Here is a 15,940-nt window from a genome sequence, read left to right on the forward strand (position 1 = left end):
CAGGCTTCCTCTCCCCTCACCTTTGGCTCAGCCGAGGGCGCGGCGCAGCTTTACCACCCCCGGCCGCAGCGCGTACCCCAGGCGGCGATTGACCCCGATGATGGCCGCATTCGAGGCGTCGTTCCCAGTGCGAATCTCGCGGACGCCCCAGGTCCGCGCCTTCTGCACGCTCCACGCCTTGAGCGCCAGGGCGACGCCCCTTCCCTGGTAGGCCGGGTCCACCGCCGTGAACTCGTGGTGCAGGCGCCGACCCTCCTCGTAGAAGCCCAGGCCCACCAGCCCGACCCAGTGGTTGCCGTGGGCCGCGATCAGTTGGCCCTCTGGCCGAAACCAGTTGGCCTCGACAATCTCCCGCTCGTACTCCTCAAAGGTGGGAAACTCGTCGCCGTTGCCGGGCAGCAACGGGGCGAGGCGGCGGTTGAGGTCGTAGAGCTTGCGCCGGGCTTCGGCCGTCGCCCCGGTGTCCCCGAAGGTGAACAGCGAGAAGCCGTTCCCGTGGGCTCGGCGCACCACCCCGTCCAGCAGCTCTTCGTCTGCCCCCTCCACCTCCAGCGTCATGGTCACGAAGCGCTGGACCACCGCAAAGCCCCGCCGGGTGGCAAACCGCTCGAATTCTGCGACCTGTCCGTCGACCCAGGTGGTGAGCTGCGTCGCCCCGACCCCCCGCGCCTACGCCACCGCGTGACCCGTCAGGGCCGACCCGATTCCCTGCCCACGGGCGGACGGCAGCACCAGGCCGTCGCCCTGGTACCACCCCTCCGGATGCCAGGGGGAGCGGGCCACGGAACTGTAGCCCACGACCGCCTCCTCCTGCTCGGCCACGAACCGCCGGAGGGGCTCCGCGCCGCCCGTACGCCCGTATCCTCCGCCTGGGTTGCCGCTCGGTCGACGGCGGGCGCTGTAGCCGTTTGCTCGTGCAAGGTCTGAACCGCGGCGAGATCAGAAGCAATGAAGGGCCGAATGAAAAACGACATCTTCTTCTCCTCTCGGGGGCGTATCCCAGAACGCCACGTGGGGCGGGCTTCCCGGGCCAGTGCGCCCTGAGGCGTCCAGTTTCGGCCAACCCAGAGCTGCCGACATCCGCAAGATGCCCTAGCGGGGAGGTCCTGTCGGCACCCTCGTCCCCTTCCGTGACCCAGCGTCACATCGCCGTCAGGCCCGCGCGTAGACTGGAGGCATGCCAGCCCGCCTGCTCGCCCTTGCCGCCCTGCTGTTGGGGACGGCTCCAGCCCTGACCGTCACGGGGAGTGTGGAGGGCGCGGTGCCGGGAGACACCCGCGTCAGTGGCTGGGCAGTGAGTCCTTCCGGGCAACCGGTCGAAGAACTCGTCAGCGTGCCCGTCACCGGGAGCACCTTCCGGCTGGAAATCCCCACTGCTCCGCCCACCTTCCGAGCCCAGACCGCGCTGAATCCCCAGAACGTCGCTTGGCCCGGCGTCCTCGACCCCGTCACCGTGAACGCCCAGCCGCAGACGGCCGAACTCAAGTTCTTCACCTACCGCGACCTCAACCGCAGTGGGCAGCGCGACGAGAACGAGCCGCTCCGCGAGGTCAGCCTCGACAGCGGGCGCGGCACCCTCTTCGTGGTGTGGGTGGGGAGCGACGTGACCGTGCGGGCCAGCCGGGGCTACGCGGTGAGCCTGCGGCGCGGCTGGAACGCCTTCGAGGTCGAGGTCGGGCGGGCCGTCCGCATCTCCCCCTTCACTGAGGGTGTCGCCCGCGTCACGCTGGAACTCGGCCGCTGACCAGAAGTCGGGCGGGAAGAGGCTCTGGAGCGCCTCTCCTGCTTCCTGTTCCATCCACTAAGGCAAACAAAAATTTCACGATCGGATTTATCGTGAAACCTTTCACTTAATATTTCCTGCTCTCGCTCAACCCTCCACAGTCCGCGCGTAAGCATTCAGATACCGCGGAACGATTCGCTCCGGCTGAAAGCGGGTCAGCGCCGCTTCCCGTGCGGCGGTCCCCAGGCGGCGGTAAAGCGCCGGGTCGCGCAAAACCCGCAGCGCGGCGTCCGCCATCGCGTCCACGTCGCCCACCGGGGCGAGGTAGCCGGTGACACCGTCCTCGACGACCTCGGGCACGCCGCCCGCGCGGGCCGCGACCACCGGGACCTCGCAGCTCATGGCCTCCAGCGCGGCGAGGCCGAAACTCTCGTTGGTGCTGGGCAGCAGGAAGAGGTCGCTGATGCCCAGCACGCCCTCCACGTCGGGAAAAGAGCCCAGGAAGTGGGTGCGCCCGATCACGCCGAGTTGCCCGGCGAGTTCAAAGGCGCGGGACCGTTCGGGGCCGTCTCCGACCATCAGCAGCCGGGCGGGAATCTCACTCGCCACCCGCGCGAAGACCTGCACCACGTCCTCGACCCGTTTGACCGGCCGGAAATTGCTGATATGGACGATCAGCGCTTCTTCCGGGTGGGCGAAGCGGGCACGCAGGGCGGGGTCGGTGACCCGGACAAACCGATTCGCGTCCACGAAGTTGTGAATGACCTCGATCTCGCGCGTGATGCCGAACACTTCGCGGGTCTGGTCGGCCAGGAACTGCGACACCGCCGTCACGTGGTCGCTGCGTTCGATGGCGTCACGGGTGGTGTGCCGAAAGGCGGGTTCGGCCCCCACCAGGGTCACGTCCGTGCCGTGCAGGGTGGTGAGCACCCGGCTGCGCCCGGTGATCTCACGGGCATGAATCGCGGCCGAGGCGTGCGGAATCGCGTAGTGCGCGTGTGTGAGGCTGACCCCGTGCTCCAGAATCACCTCGGTCAGCGTGTTGGTGGCGGCCAGCTCTGGGTAGGGCTGGTCGAACAGCGCGTAGGCGAACCCCCCCACCTGGTGAAAGTAGGGCCGACCCAGCCCGCGCTGACCCGCCAGCCGGAACGGCACCGCCGACCCGACGAAATGCACTTCGCGCCCGGCGGCCGCCACCAACAGCCCGAGTTCGGTCGCCACCACGCCGGATCCCCCCGCCCCGGTGTGGCACAGCACGGCGATCTTGTCGGGCCTTTGGGGAGTCGGCATGGCCTGCGGAGTATAGGACGCCCCGCGCCACCTGACCCGTCTGTGACGAAACTGTGTGACTCCTCACCCTACGCTGGCGGCACCATGCTTGCCGTCGTGACGGATTCCACCTGCGACCTCGCCCCCGAAACGGCCCGGCAGCTCGGCCTGCACGTGGTCCCGCTGCGGGTTCTCATGGGCGGCCGGAGCCTGCTCGATTGGCAGGATGTTGATCCCGACGCCGTGTACGAGCACCAGCGCTCCGGGGGCCAGGTGAGCACCGAGCCTGCCACCCAGGCGGCCTTCGAGCGGGCGTACCGGGACCTGCTGGCCACCCATGACGGCGTGCTGAGCCTGCACATCAGCGGACACCTCTCGGCCACCGCCGCCCATGCCCGGCAGGCGGCACAGGCGCTGGGGGCCGGGAACCGCATCCAGGTTCTCGACAGCGGTTTCGCTTCCCTGCCGCTGGCTGAGGCCGCCCTCGCCGCGCGGGAGGTCATCGGCCGGGGGGGGGACCTCGCGGCGGCGCAACAGGCCGTGGCCAGGGTGCAGAGCGGCCTGATGGCCGAGTTCACCGTTCCCACCCTGGAGTACCTGCGCCGGGGCGGGCGCCTCTCGCGGACGCAGGAGTTCATCGGCAACATGCTGGGGGTGCGGCCCGTGCTGCGCTTCGATGCCGGACGCCTGAAGGCCGTGCGCCGGGTCCGGGCAGCGCAGGCGACTGGGGACATCCTCGCGCAACTCGAAGCGCACTTCGGCCGCGAGCCCGTCGCGGTCACCATCGGGCACGCGGGCCGCGACGCCGCCCGCATCGCCGAACTGCGCTCGGCGGTCCAGGCCAGCGGCCTGAATGTGGCCCGGGGCCGACTGCAACTCCTCGGCCCCGTGATCGGCGCCCACGTCGGCCCCGGCACCTATGGATTGATGGCGCGGCCCCTGCTGGCCTGAGCGTTCACGCCCGCCGCGCCACGAACAGCACCCGCGTGAAGGCGTAATACACCCGCTCGCCGGGCCAGCGCCCACGCAACCGCTCCAGGTAGGCCGCCGTGAAGCGTTCCGCGTCCTCCGCGCTCAGCCGCGACAGGTACGGCACCAGCGCGGTGCCCCGCGTCCAGTCCAGCACTCCCTCCGCGCCGGGCAGCACGACCGGATAGACCCTGCTCAGCGCGGTCACCTCCGCCGCCCCCAGCTCGTCCAGCCGCTCAGCGTAGGCGGCGGGTGTCAGCACCGGGGAGGCCCCCTGCGCGGTGCCGAAACGGGTAAAGCCGCCCAACTCGGCCACGAACGCCCCCGCCGTCTCGGTCAACAGGCGGTGGCTGTCGTGGTCGTGGTTGGCGGGCACCTGCACAGCCAGCACGCCGCCCGGCCGCAACCGCTCCCACAGCCGGGCCAGCAGCGCCGGGTGGTCGGGCAGCCATTGGAGTGCGGCGTTGGAAAAGATCAAGTCATACTCGCCCGCCAGCTCCAGAATGTCCCCCCGCTCGAAGCGCAGGTTCGGCAGACCCGCCGCGTCCGCCCGCGCTAGCATTTCCGGGCTGCTGTCCAGCCCCAGCACTCGTGCGTCCGGGAATTGCTTTGCCAAGAGCCGCGTCGGCTCGCCCGTGCCGCACCCCAGGTCCACCACGTCGCGGTAGGGGAGATCGGGAAGCAGCGCCAGGAGGTCATGGACGGGAGCGCTGCGGGCCTCGCGGTGGCGGTGATACACCTCGGGATTCCAGGTCATGGGAGCAGCGTAATCTGTGGGAGGGACGTGTGTGCGTACCAGGGTGGTAACAATCGGGAATACCTGGCGAGCGGCTGGATTCGTGTTCCAGCCGCCCCCATCCCCAGCTTCACCCGCTGTCCCGCCCCTCCTTCCCGCCCGCCTTTTTCGCCGCCGAGTGGGCGACCGCGAGGGCGCGGTCCTCGTCGCCGCCGTACTCGTCCAGGGCGTTGTTGAATGCCTCTAGAAACGCCTCTTTCTGGTACTCGGTGTACTGGTCGACCTGGGCTTCGGGCAGTTCATCCATGCTGCGGTAAGGCATAGCTTTTTCCTTGCGGCCTATCGTGCGCGGCGTTTCTGAGCGCCAGCCCCCAACCCGGTCAACAGCAAGAGGGCGGACCCGCAGGCCCGCCCCTCCCATTCATGCCTTCAAACCCGCGTCAGGTGGGCCGTGCCCCCCTCGACCTCTGCCGCATGACCCTCGCCCGCGCCGAAGGACAGTTCCTCGGCCAGCACCTCCCCGGCGATAAAGTCGCGCCACGCCCCGGCCGCCTCGCGGGCGTCTCCCTCCAGCTCCAGCGCGAGGCGGATGCGGTCCTGCACCTCGAAGCCCGCCGCCTTCCGCGCCTCCTGAATGCCGCGCACGAGGTCGCGAACCAGCCCCTCCAGCACGAGGTCACGGGTCAACGCAGTATCGAAGGCGACGAGGAACCCGGCGTCCTCGGCGGCAGCGACGCCCTCGGGGGCCTTCGCGTCCACGAGCACCTGATCGGGGGTCAATTCGAAGGTCTGCCCACCCGCCTCCACCGTGAAGCTCTCGCCCGCCTGCACCGCGTGGGCGACCGCCGCCGCGTCTGCCGCCGCCAGCGCCGCCCGCACCTGTGGCAGCGCCTTGCCGTACACCTTGCCGATCACGGGGAGGTTCGGGCGCAGGCTGTACTCCACGAGGTCGGTCACGCCCTCCAGAAAGGTCACGGCCTTGACGTTCAGCTCCTCCATGATTTGCGCCTGGAAGCGGCGCAGCGCGTCGGTCAGTTCCGGCGACCCCGCCCGCACCGTCGCGCTCGCCAGCGGCTGCCGGGTCTTGAGGTTGTGCGCCCCGCGCACCGCCCGGCCCAGCTCGACCACCTTGATCACGGCCGCCATCTCCGAGGTCAGGCGCTCGTCCAGCCGTTCCTCCCGCACCTGCGGCCAGCGGGTGAGGTGAACGCTCTGCGCCCCCTGCCCGCGGGTGAGGTTGCCGTACATCGCCTCGGCCAGGAACGGCGTGAAGGGTGCCGTGAGCTGCGAGACCGTCAGCAGCGCCTCGTGCAGGGTGGCGTAGGCGCTCAGGTCCACCTGACCCCCCTCGCCCCAGAACCGCGAGCGGTTGCGCCGCACGTACCAGTTGCTGAGGTCGGCCACGAACCGCTCCAGCGCCCGGCCCCCGCTCCGCGCGTCGTACGCGTCGAGCGCCTCGGTCACGTCCCGCACCGTCTCCTCCAGCCGCGCGAGCAGCCAGCGGTCCATCTCGGGGCGGTCCCCGGCGGCGGGCGCGTCCTCCAGCCCCGGCTGGTCGAGATTCGCGTACAGCACGAAGAAGGAGTAGACGTTCCACAGCGTGTTCACATAGGAGCGCTGCGCCTCCGCGACCAGCCGCTCGGAGAAGCGCTTCTGGTCGCCGGGGTCCGACGCCATGAACATGTACCAGCGCACCGAGTCCGCCCCGTAGCGGTCGAACAGCGGCAGCGGCTCCACGACGTTGCCCTTGCTCTTGCTCATTTTGGCCCCGTGCTCGTCCACGATGTGCCCCAGGCAGATCACGTTGCGGTAGGCGGGCTGGTCGTAGAGCATGGTGGCGATCGCGTGCAGGGAGTAGAACCACCCGCGCGTCTGGTCGATGGCCTCGCAGATGAAGTCGGCGGGGAAGTGCCGCTCGAACTGCGCCTTGCTCGCCTCCGCCCCCGGCAGCGCCTGCTCGCCCGTCTCGTCCGTCAGCAGGCCCCACTGGGCGTAGGGCATCGAGCCGGAGTCAAACCACACGTCGAGCACCTCGGGCACCCGGCGGTAGGTCTGGCCGCCCAGCTCAAAGGTGATGTCGTCGATATACGGCCGGTGCAGGTCCAGCCCGGAGAGGTCGCGCCCGGTCAGCTCGGAGAGTTCCGCCACGCTGCCGACCACCCGCAGGTCGCCGCCTTCCGACATCCAGAACGGGAGCGGCGTGCCCCAGTAGCGCTCGCGGCTGATGGCCCAGTCCACGTTCCCCTCCAGCCAGTTGCCGAAGCGCCCGTGCTTGATCGTGCCGGGGACCCAGTTGATCTGCTCGTTCGTCTCCAGCATCCGGTCCGCCATCTGGTTCGTGCGGATGTACCAGCCCTTCTTGGCGAAGTAGAGGATCGGGTCGCCCGTGCGGTCGTGGAAGGGGTAGCGGTGGCGCAGCGTGCCCGCGTGGAACATCCGCCCCCGCGCCTTCAGGTCCGCGATCAGGCCCTTGTCGGCGTCCTTGAAGAACTTGCCGCGCTCGCCCGTCACCCGCAGGATGCCGTGGTCGTCCACCCCGAACATCAGCGGCACGCCGTACTGGCGGGCCAGTTCAAGGTCCTCGGCGCCGTACGCCGGGGCCTCGTGCGCCACGCCTGAGCCGTCCGCCGCCGAGACGAAGTCCGCCAGCGTGACGAAGTGCATCACCGGGCGACCGTCGGCATTCCGCTCGTGCAATTCCTTCAGCACGCCCAGTTCGACCGCCACCTCCGGGAAGGGCGGCTCGTACTCCACGCCCTCCAGGTCACGGCCGGGGAAAGAGGCCAGCACCTCCAGCGGCGCGGCGTTCTTGTGCAGGCCGGACAAGCGCTCCACCGCGTCCGCCGCCACGATGATCGGCCCGCCCTCCGCCCGCGCGACCACATAGGTCAGGTCCGCATTCACCGCCGCGAGTGTGTTGCTCGGCAGCGTCCACGGGGTCGTGGTCCACACCACGAGCGCGAGGCCCTGCCGGTCCTCCCCGCTCAGCGCACTCAGCGCCGCGTGCGCCCGCTCGGGCAGCGTGTCCCAGATCACCGGAAAGCGCACGTACACGGAGGGATCGTCCACCATCCGGTAACTGTCCACCTCGCCCAGCTCGGCCTTGGAGAGCGTCGTCGAGATGCGCGGCGAGAGCGGCACCACCTTGTAGTCCTGCGCGACGAGGCCCTTCGCGTGCAGCCGCTTCAAGAGGTTCCACACGCTCTCGATGTAGCGGTTCTGGTACGTGATGTAGGGGTCCGAGAGGTCCACCCAGTACCCCAGCCGCTCGGTGAAGGTGTTCCAGTCCTGAATGGTCTCCCACACCGACGTGCGGCACAGCCGGGCGAACTCCTCGACCTCTTCGCGGCTCGCGCCGTGGTTGCGGCCCAGCCAGCCCAGCTTCTTTTCCACACTGATCTCGACCGGGAGGCCGTGGGTGTCCCAGCCGCCCTTGCGGGTGACATGGTAGCCCTGCATCACCTTGTAGCGGGGAAAGAGGTCCTTGAACGACCGCGCGAGGACGTGGTGCAGCGCGGGCCTGCCGTTCGCGGTGGGCGGCCCCTCGTAGAAGACGAACTCGGGCTGGCCCTCCTGGCGCTCCTGGGTCCGCTCGAAGATGCCTTCCTGCTGCCAGCGGGCCAGCACGCCCTCCTCCAGTTCGCGGAAGCGGGGCTGCGAGGGAACCGGCTCGAAGAGGGTGGAGGATGTGGGCTTGGATTCGGTGGTCGTCATGGTGGCTCCTGGGGAGGGGGTCGGGTGGGAACAAACGGCAAAACGCGTCCCAGCGTGCTGCTGCTGGGACGCGCCGGGGACACTCTCGCGCGTGGTACCACCCAACTTCGCCGCCCGTGGGAGCGGCCTCCGTTCGTGCCCTCTGCCGGGGGGCGGTCCGGACGGGTCTACTGGGCCGCGAGCGGCTGTTCTTCCGTCGGCGCGGGAGGGGATCTTCGGCGGGGCGGCACCTCGTCCGGCTCTCACCGTCCCGGACTCGCTCGTGAGGGCCTGCATCCCCGCGTACTCGCCTCGCGGTCGCCTCTTGCGTTGCTCACCCCCCGCAGGGAGTGACGCTCATGGTAGGCGGGCAGCATGGGCGGGGTCAATCGCGCGGGCCTGCCTGGCCACACCTGACCGGCACATGATCACGGGGGATACAATCACCCCATGTCGTCTGCCCCGCGTGAGGGCGGGCCGCCGACCGACCCCGACCCTTTCTCTCCCCCTGTCAGGAGCCGACCATGGAATTTTTCATCGATACCGCCGTTGTGGACGAGGTCCGCGAGATCCATGCCTGGGGCGTCCTCTCGGGCGTCACCACCAACCCCAGCCTTGTCGCCGCCTCGGGGCGTGACTTCAAGGAAGTCATTCAGGAGATTTCCGCCCTTGTCGGTGGGGCCATCAGCGCCGAAGTCACCGCCCTCGACGCCGAGGGCATGATCAAGGAGGGCCGCGAGGTCGCGCAGTGGAGCGAGCACGTCGTGGTCAAGCTGCCCCTTACGCCCGCCGGGCTGCAAGCCTGCAAGACCCTGACCTCCGAGGGCATCAAGACCAACGTGACCCTCTGCTTCTCGGTCCCGCAGGCCCTGCTCGCCGCCCGCGCCGGGGCGACCTACGTGTCACCCTTCGCGGGCCGGGTGGACGACATCGGCTGGGACGGCATCGAGCTGATCCGCCAGATCAAGGAAGCCTACGTGCTGGGCGACATCCGGACCAAGGTGCTCGCGGCCTCCATCCGCCACCCCCAGCACGTCGTGCAGTCCGCCCTCGCCGGGGCCGACGTGGCGACCATTCCCTACAAGGTCTTCGCGTCCATGATCAAGCACCCGCTGACCCAGGCGGGCCTCGACGCCTTCCTCGCCGACTGGGCGAAGCGGGCGGGGGCCTCTCCTGAAACGCCCGCAAGCGAGGCGGGCACCAACCCGCAGCAGGGCGGCGTGACCGCCCAGGGAGGCACGAAGCAGTGACCCAGCCCCTCAGCGCCCCGCTGCCCTATCACGAACTTCAGGACAAGATCCTGCCCGAGCTGCACCTGATCGCCGCCGGGCTGGGGATCGAGAACTACCGCAAGCTGAAAAAAGACACCCTGGCCCTCGCCATCCTGGAAAAGCAGGCCGAGGCCGAAGGTCAGGTCCTCGCCCGCGGCTTCCTGGAGATCAGCGCCGACGGTTACGGCTTCCTGCAGGCCAATCTGCTTGACCCCGCCTCCCGCAGCGTGCTGGTGACGGCGGGCCTGATCAAGCAGTTTCACCTCCGCACCGGCGATGAGGTGATCGGCCGCGCCCGGAAGCCGCGCGAGAACGAGCGGTATGGGACGCTGGTGCAGGTCGAAGCCGTCAACGGCCTGGACCCCGAGTCCGCCCGCCGCCGCCCCCGCTTCGACGACCTCACGCCGACCTTCCCCGACCACCAGCTTGTCCTCGAGGACCCGCTGATGGACGACAGCCTCTCGCTGCGGGTGGTCGACCTCCTGGTGCCCATCGGGCGGGGACAGCGTGCCCTGATCGTCGCGCCGCCGAAAGCGGGCAAGACCACCCTGCTGAAAAAGATCGCCAATTCCATTGTCAAGAATTACCCCGACGTGACGGTGATGGTGCTCCTCGTCGACGAGCGCCCCGAGGAGGTGACCGACTTCCGCGAGAGCGTGCAGGGCGCCCAGGTCATCGCCTCGACCTTCGACGAGCCGCCGCAGCACCACGTCCGGGTGGCCGAGTTCGTCCACGAACGCGCCCGCCGCATCGTGGAGGAAGGCGGGCACGTGGTGATCCTGCTCGACTCGATCACCCGCCTCGCCCGCGCGAACAACCTCGTCACGCCGCCCACCGGCCGCACGCTCTCCGGCGGTCTGGACTCCAACGCCCTGCACTGGCCCAAGCGCTTCCTGGGCGCAGCCCGCAACATCCGCGAGGGCGGCAGCCTGACCATTCTGGCGACCGCGCTGGTCGAAACCGGCTCGCGCATGGACGACGTGATCTTCGAGGAGTTCAAGGGGACCGGCAACGCCGAACTCGTCCTCTCGCGCAGGCTCGAGGAGCGCCGCATCTTCCCGGCCCTCGACATCCTGAAGTCCGGCACCCGCCGCGAGGAGCTGCTGCTGCAGCCCGAGGTCCTGAAGAAGATGTGGCTGCTGCGCAAGGTCATCTCCGACATGGACCCCGCCGACGCGATGGAGATGCTGCTCGGCCGCATGGGCAAGACCCGCAACAACGTCGAGTTCCTCGCCAGCCTCGCGGGCTGAGCCCCGCCCCTTCCCCGGCCCCGCCTTCTCCGTGGGGCCGCGTTTCCTGGAGTCCGCGTGCGTGAGTCCCCCTTTGGCCCCCCTGCGGGGCACCGTTCCCCTCTGACCCGGCCCCTGTTGCTCGCCGCCCTCCTGCTGGCTCCGGCCGCGACCGCGCAACCGGGCCTCCCCGCCCTGCCCGGCCCCGCCGAGCGCCTCGGCGCGGCGCTGCCCCGCGTGCAACTCGTGCGCGAGGACCCCGCCCGGCTGGTCGTCGTGACCCGCGAGGCCCCCGCGCAGCTCGCCCGCCGCTACGGGGTGCCTTCCTCGGCGGTGACCCCGCTGCCCGGCGGGCAGGCCGCGCTGCCCCTGCCCCCGGTCGCTCCCCCCAGCCACGCACCCTTCCGCCCGGCCTCGGTCGTGCCCCACCGGGTGCAGTCCGGCGAGACGCTGGACACCGTGGCCGCCCAGCACGGGCTGCGCGTGGTCGAGCTGCTGGGCGCCAACCTCGACCGCTCCAGCCTTGACGACCTGCGGGCAGGAGAGACCCTCTGGATTCCCACCGCCGAGCGCGGGTTGCTCGTGCGCGTCAAGGTGGGCCAGACCGCCCTCTCGCTGATCGCGGGCTACGGGGCTGACCTCGCGGAGACGGCGCGGGCGAACGGTGTGCTCCCCACCACCCTGGGGCCGGGCGACTTTCTGCTGCTGCCCGGCGTCACGCCCGACAGTCTGCACAAGCGTCTGCTCGCCCGCCGCGAGGCGGAGGAAGCGGCCCGTGAGCGGGCCGAGGCCCGGCAGCGCGAACGTGAGCGCCTGGAGGAGAAGTACGCCCGCCAGGCTCGCTACGAGGCCTACCTCGCCGCACGGGAGCAGGCCCGCGAACGTGCCCGCCTTCAGGAAAAGTACGCCCGCCAGGCCCGCTACGAGGCGTATCTCGCCGCCCGCAAGGCGCAGCTTCAGGCGAAATACGACCGCTACGCCGCCTACCTCGCCTGGAAAGACAGTCCCGAGCGCCAGCAGCTCAACGAGCGCTACGAGCGTCAGGCGCAGTACGAGGCGGCCCTCGCCGCCCAGGCGGAGGCCCGCCGCGAGCGCGAGCGCCAGCAGGCCGAGGCGCAGGCGGCCGCCCGCGCCGCTCCCAGCGTCCGGACGGCGGGGGTCGGCCCCGTCGCCGGGCTGCGCTGGCCCGTTCACGGCGCACGGATCACCAGCCGCTTCGGCGAAGAGGACATCGACTACCACAAGCAGGTCTTTCACGGCGGGGTGGACCTCGCCGCGCCCGCCGGGACGCCGGTATATGCGGCGGCGGGCGGCACCGTCGTCGAGAGCGGCTACGGCGCCTACGGCCTGAACGTCCTGACCGGCGGGGGCGGCACCACCCTGGTCTACGGCCACCTCAGCCGCACGGCGGTGCAGGCCGGACAGACGGTGGCCCCCGGCGACCTGCTGGGCTTTGTCGGCTGCACCGGCATCTGCACCGGCCCTCACCTGCACTTCGAGGTCCGCCCCGGCGGGCAGGCGGTCGACCCGCTGCCGCTGCTTCCGTGACGGTCCCCTCCGGGCTGCCGCTGCGTCTGCTCGTCGTGGACGACGAGGTGCAGATTCTCGAACTGCTGGCCCTGACCCTGGAACTCCAGGGCTTCACGGTCACCCCCGCCCGCAGCGGCCCCGAAGCCCTCGCCGCCCTGGAGGATCGTCCCCTGCCCGACCTGATCGTGATGGACGTGCTGATGGCCCCCTGGGACGGCTTCGAGACGGTCCGGCGCCTCCACGCCCAGTTGGGCGAGCGCCTCCCCCCGGTCGTCTTCCTCTCCGGCCTGAACCGTCCGCCCACCCTGCCTGTCGGGGTGACCTGCGAGTACCTCGTCAAGCCCTTCCGCCCCTCCGAACTCGTCACCTGCCTGCGCCGCCTCGCCCGGCCTGAAGTCTGACCCCAGCCTCTGCCCTCAACTGGCCCTGCCGATGGGGCCAGTTCTCGTTTAACCTGCCCCCATGAACCAGACTCCCCAGACCGGAACCCCCGCCCTCAAGGAAGGCTTCGCCGAGATGTTCAAGGGCGGCGTGATCATGGACGTGGTGACCGCCGACCAGGCCCGCATCGCGGAGGCGGCCGGGGCGACGGCCGTGATGGCGCTGGAGCGTGTCCCCGCCGATATCCGCAAGGACGGCGGTGTGGCCCGCATGAGCGATCCGCGCATGATCAAGGAGATCATGGCCGCCGTGACCATTCCCGTGATGGCGAAGGTCCGCATCGGCCACATCGTGGAGGCGCGGATTCTGGAGGCCATCGGGGTGGACTTTATCGACGAGTCGGAGGTGCTGACCCCCGCCGACGACCAGTTCCACATCCTCAAGAGCGACTTCCGGGTGCCCTTCGTCTGCGGGGCCAAGAACCTCGGCGAAGCCCTGCGCCGGGTGGGCGAGGGGGCCAGCATGATCCGCACCAAGGGCGAGGCCGGGACCGGCAACGTGGTAGAGGCCGTGCGCCACGCCCGCACGGTCCTGGGGGAGATCCGCGCCATTCAGGCCCGCCCCGCCGAGGAACTGATGACCGTGGCCCGCGACCTCCAGGCCCCCCACCACCTCGTCCAGTACGTCCACGCGCACGGCAAGCTGCCGGTCGTGAACTTCGCCGCCGGGGGCGTCGCTACTCCCGCCGACGCCGCGCTGATGATGCATCTGGGCCTCGACGGCGTGTTCGTGGGCAGCGGCATCTTTAAGAGCAGCGACCCCGAGCGCCGCGCCCGCGCCATCGTGAAGGCCGTGACCCACTGGCAGAACGCGGACGTGCTCGCCGAGGTCAGCGAGGACCTGGGAGCGCCCATGACCGGGATCAACATCGACAGCCTGATTCCCGAAGAGCGCCTCGCGGGACGCGGATGGTAACAGGGGCCGCCCCGCGCGTCGGGGTCCTCGCCCTCCAGGGCGCCTTCCGTGAGCACCGCCACCGACTGGAGTCGCTGGGCGCGCGGGTCACCGAGGTCCGCCTCCCCGCCGACCTCACCGGACTTGGGGGCCTGATCCTGCCCGGCGGCGAGAGCACCACCATGGCCCGGCTGATGGACGAGTACGGGCTGTGGGACCCCCTGCGCGACTTCCATGCCTCGGGCGGGGCGTTGTGGGGCACCTGCGCGGGCGCGATCCTGCTCGCCCGCGAGGTGGAGGGCGCTCCCCCGCAGTTCGGCGGGCGGCAGCGCAGCCTGGGCCTCTTGGACCTCACCGTGCGCCGCAACGCCTTCGGGCGGCAGGTGGACTCCTTTCAGGTGCCGCTGGACGTGCGCGGGCTGGACGCGCCCTTTCCCGCCGTCTTCATCCGCGCCCCCGCCTTCACCGGGGTGGGGGAGGGGACCGAGGTGCTCGCCACCCACGCGGGCGCGGCGGTCCTGGCCCGCCAGGGCCGCGTCCTCGCCTCCGCGTTCCACCCCGAGTTGACGGGGGACGCGCGGCTGCACCGCCTCTTCCTGGAGATGGTGCGCGAAGAAGTTCCCGTCCTCTAGCCCCCGATTTGCCCTATCTTCCGGGGCGTGCCTGCCCGCCGCCTGTCCCGTTCCCGCCCGAGCGAGTTTCGCTCGGGCGGCGTGGCCCTGCGCTACACCGTGACCGGGGAGGGCGACCCCATCCTGCTGGTGCACGGCCTGAGCGGGTCGGGCCGCTGGTGGCGGCGCAATGTGCCCGCCCTCGCGGCCTCGCACCGCGTATATGTCCTCGACCTCGCGGCCTACGGCTACGGCCTGCCCCCCCACCACCGCTCGCCCGGCGTGCGGGGGGCGGCGGCATTGATTGCGGCCCTGCTCGATCACCTCGACCTGACCCGCGTCACCCTGATCGGGCATTCGATGGGCGGGCACATCTCCATCCACGTGGCGGCGCTGCGGCCGGGGCGGGTCGAGCACCTCGTCCTCGCCTGCGCGAGCGGCCTGCTCGCCGGACCCCGCGCCCGCATGGCCCTGCATCTGCCCCGCGCCGCCGTGACCGGGCGGGTGACCTTCATGCCCCGCGTGATCGCGGATGCGGCCCGCACCGGCCCCCTGAAGCTCTGGCACAGCGCCGGGGACCTGCTGCGTGACAGCGTGCAAGACCTGCTGCCGGGCCTCACCGCCCGCACCCTGGTGATCTGGGGAGCGCGGGACGCCCTGGTGCCCCCCACCATCGGCCGCCGCCTCGCCGCCGCCATCCCCGGCGCCCGCTACGCGGAGATTCCCCGCGCCGGACACGTCGTGATGGTGGACGCGCCCGAACAGTTCAATGCGCTGGTGCTCGACTTTCTGGCGGAGCAGGAGCGGGGAGAGGCCCCCGCTTGAGCGGCCACGCCCTGTACACCACCGTGCGTGGCCTCCGGACCCATGCCTGGGTGCGCGGCGAGGGGCCGCCGCTGGTGATCGTGCCGGGGCTGGGCTGCGCCTCGTGGATGTACGTGCGCGTCTCGCGTGAACTCGCGCGGGGCCGCACCGTCTACGTCTACGACCCCCCCGGCCACGGCCACAGCGCCGGGCGCCCCGGCTTTCCGCGCGTGATTGAGGACCTCACCGACCACCTTGCCGCGTGGCTGGAGGCCACCGGCCTGAGCGGTGCCCCCGTGTTCGGCCACTCCCTCGGCGGGGAAGTGATCTTCGACCTCGCGGCCCGCTACCCCCGCGCGACCTCCGCGCTGATCGCCTGCGCCCCCACCGGCATTCCCGAGAACCCCAGCGTGCGCGTGCAGCTCCGGCGTCTGGTGCGCGACCTCCCGCGCGAGCGGCCCGGCCTCTTCTGCCCCGGCATCGCCGCCTACCTCCGCTCCGGCCCGTCCCTGATGTACCGCCTCGCGCAAGACCAGAGCGAGCACGACACCGGCCCGCTGCTCCCCTACGTCGGTGTGCCGACGCTCCTGCTCAACGGCACCCGCGACCCGGTGATCCAGACCTGGACGGTTCAGGCGATCTGCCGCGCCATCCCCCACGCCGTTGTGCGCGATGTGGAAGGCGGCACCCACGCACTGACCGACTCGTTTCCCCGAGCAGTGTCTCGGCTGACCCTGGAGTTCCTGAAGGCCACCACATAGAAACAAAAA

General features: G+C 70.6%; 15 protein-coding genes and 1 pseudogene. 10 read left to right on the top strand and 6 right to left on the bottom strand.

All coding sequences use genetic code 11. The features are described from left to right. Positions 1–27: 27 nt before the first annotated feature. Together L1280_RS03190 and L1280_RS03195 are read right to left on the bottom strand one after the other, a co-directional pair. Positions 28–579: a GNAT family N-acetyltransferase gene (locus L1280_RS03190; RefSeq protein WP_253580628.1), complete on the bottom strand. Its 552-nt coding sequence runs from the start codon at positions 577–579 to the stop codon at positions 28–30. A 90-nt stretch (positions 580–669) separates the two neighbouring features. Next, a pseudogene (locus tag L1280_RS03195) lies at positions 670–828 on the bottom strand (GNAT family N-acetyltransferase); the annotation flags it as partial. Between the two features lie 349 nt (positions 829–1,177). On the opposite strand from L1280_RS03195, the gene L1280_RS03200 reads away from it, so the two are divergent. Next, positions 1,178–1,744 carry a hypothetical protein gene (locus L1280_RS03200; protein ID WP_253580631.1) on the top strand — a complete coding sequence of 189 codons (567 nt, stop codon included), beginning with the start codon at positions 1,178–1,180 and terminating at the stop codon, positions 1,742–1,744. Between the two features lie 126 nt (positions 1,745–1,870). On the opposite strand, the gene bshA is transcribed toward L1280_RS03200, so the two are convergent. Next, positions 1,871–3,013 (bottom strand): N-acetyl-alpha-D-glucosaminyl L-malate synthase BshA, encoded by a 1,143-nt coding sequence (gene bshA, locus L1280_RS03205; RefSeq protein ID WP_253580632.1) that lies wholly within the window; start codon positions 3,011–3,013, stop codon positions 1,871–1,873. Between the two features lie 84 nt (positions 3,014–3,097). Between bshA and L1280_RS03210 the strand changes: the two genes are divergently transcribed. Further along, positions 3,098–3,943, top strand: coding sequence for a DegV family protein (locus L1280_RS03210; RefSeq protein ID WP_253580634.1), 846 nt, complete (start codon positions 3,098–3,100; stop codon positions 3,941–3,943). Between the two features lie 4 nt (positions 3,944–3,947). On the opposite strand, the gene L1280_RS03215 is transcribed toward L1280_RS03210, so the two are convergent. The 3 genes from L1280_RS03215 to ileS all read right to left on the bottom strand — a co-directional run bounded on the left by L1280_RS03215 (position 3,948) and on the right by ileS (position 8,411). After that, positions 3,948–4,718 (bottom strand): methyltransferase domain-containing protein, encoded by a 771-nt coding sequence (locus tag L1280_RS03215; RefSeq protein WP_253580636.1) that lies wholly within the window; start codon positions 4,716–4,718, stop codon positions 3,948–3,950. 109 nt (positions 4,719–4,827) lie between these two features. Further along, positions 4,828–5,019, bottom strand: a complete 192-nt coding sequence (locus tag L1280_RS03220; RefSeq protein WP_253580637.1) for a ChaB family protein — start codon at positions 5,017–5,019, stop codon at positions 4,828–4,830. 107 nt (positions 5,020–5,126) lie between these two features. Then, a complete protein-coding gene (gene ileS / locus L1280_RS03225) occupies positions 5,127–8,411 on the bottom strand; it encodes an isoleucine--tRNA ligase (RefSeq protein WP_253580639.1) in 3,285 nt (1,094 codons plus the stop codon). A 503-nt stretch (positions 8,412–8,914) separates the two neighbouring features. Here ileS and fsa point away from each other — a divergent pair. From fsa to L1280_RS03265, 8 genes are all read left to right on the top strand, one after another. Beyond that, complete coding sequence (fsa, locus tag L1280_RS03230) at positions 8,915–9,640, top strand: fructose-6-phosphate aldolase (protein ID WP_253580640.1); 726 nt, start codon at positions 8,915–8,917, stop codon at positions 9,638–9,640. Then, a complete protein-coding gene (gene rho / locus L1280_RS03235; protein ID WP_371922870.1) occupies positions 9,637–10,911 on the top strand; it encodes a transcription termination factor Rho in 1,275 nt (424 codons plus the stop codon). The genes fsa and rho overlap by 4 nt, the downstream gene beginning before the upstream one ends. Positions 10,912–10,968: 57 nt before the next feature. Next, positions 10,969–12,438: a peptidoglycan DD-metalloendopeptidase family protein gene (locus L1280_RS03240; protein WP_253580641.1), complete on the top strand. Its 1,470-nt coding sequence runs from the start codon at positions 10,969–10,971 to the stop codon at positions 12,436–12,438. Then, complete coding sequence (locus L1280_RS03245; RefSeq protein WP_253580642.1) at positions 12,435–12,821, top strand: response regulator; 387 nt, start codon at positions 12,435–12,437, stop codon at positions 12,819–12,821. The genes L1280_RS03240 and L1280_RS03245 overlap by 4 nt, the downstream gene beginning before the upstream one ends. Before the next feature lie 61 nt (positions 12,822–12,882). Next, positions 12,883–13,776, top strand: a complete 894-nt coding sequence (gene pdxS, locus L1280_RS03250) for a pyridoxal 5'-phosphate synthase lyase subunit PdxS (protein WP_253580643.1) — start codon at positions 12,883–12,885, stop codon at positions 13,774–13,776. Beyond that, positions 13,770–14,387, top strand: a complete 618-nt coding sequence (gene pdxT / locus L1280_RS03255; RefSeq protein ID WP_253580644.1) for a pyridoxal 5'-phosphate synthase glutaminase subunit PdxT — start codon at positions 13,770–13,772, stop codon at positions 14,385–14,387. Before pdxS ends, pdxT begins: the two co-directional genes overlap by 7 nt. Before the next feature lie 27 nt (positions 14,388–14,414). Then, positions 14,415–15,191, top strand: a complete 777-nt coding sequence (locus L1280_RS03260) for an alpha/beta fold hydrolase (protein ID WP_253580645.1) — start codon at positions 14,415–14,417, stop codon at positions 15,189–15,191. Beyond that, positions 15,188–15,931: an alpha/beta fold hydrolase gene (locus tag L1280_RS03265; RefSeq protein WP_253580646.1), complete on the top strand. Its 744-nt coding sequence runs from the start codon at positions 15,188–15,190 to the stop codon at positions 15,929–15,931. The genes L1280_RS03260 and L1280_RS03265 overlap by 4 nt, the downstream gene beginning before the upstream one ends. Positions 15,932–15,940: the final 9 nt, after the last annotated feature.

The organism is Deinococcus sp. HSC-46F16 (assembly GCF_024171495.1).
Lineage (GTDB): Bacteria > Deinococcota > Deinococci > Deinococcales > Deinococcaceae > Deinococcus.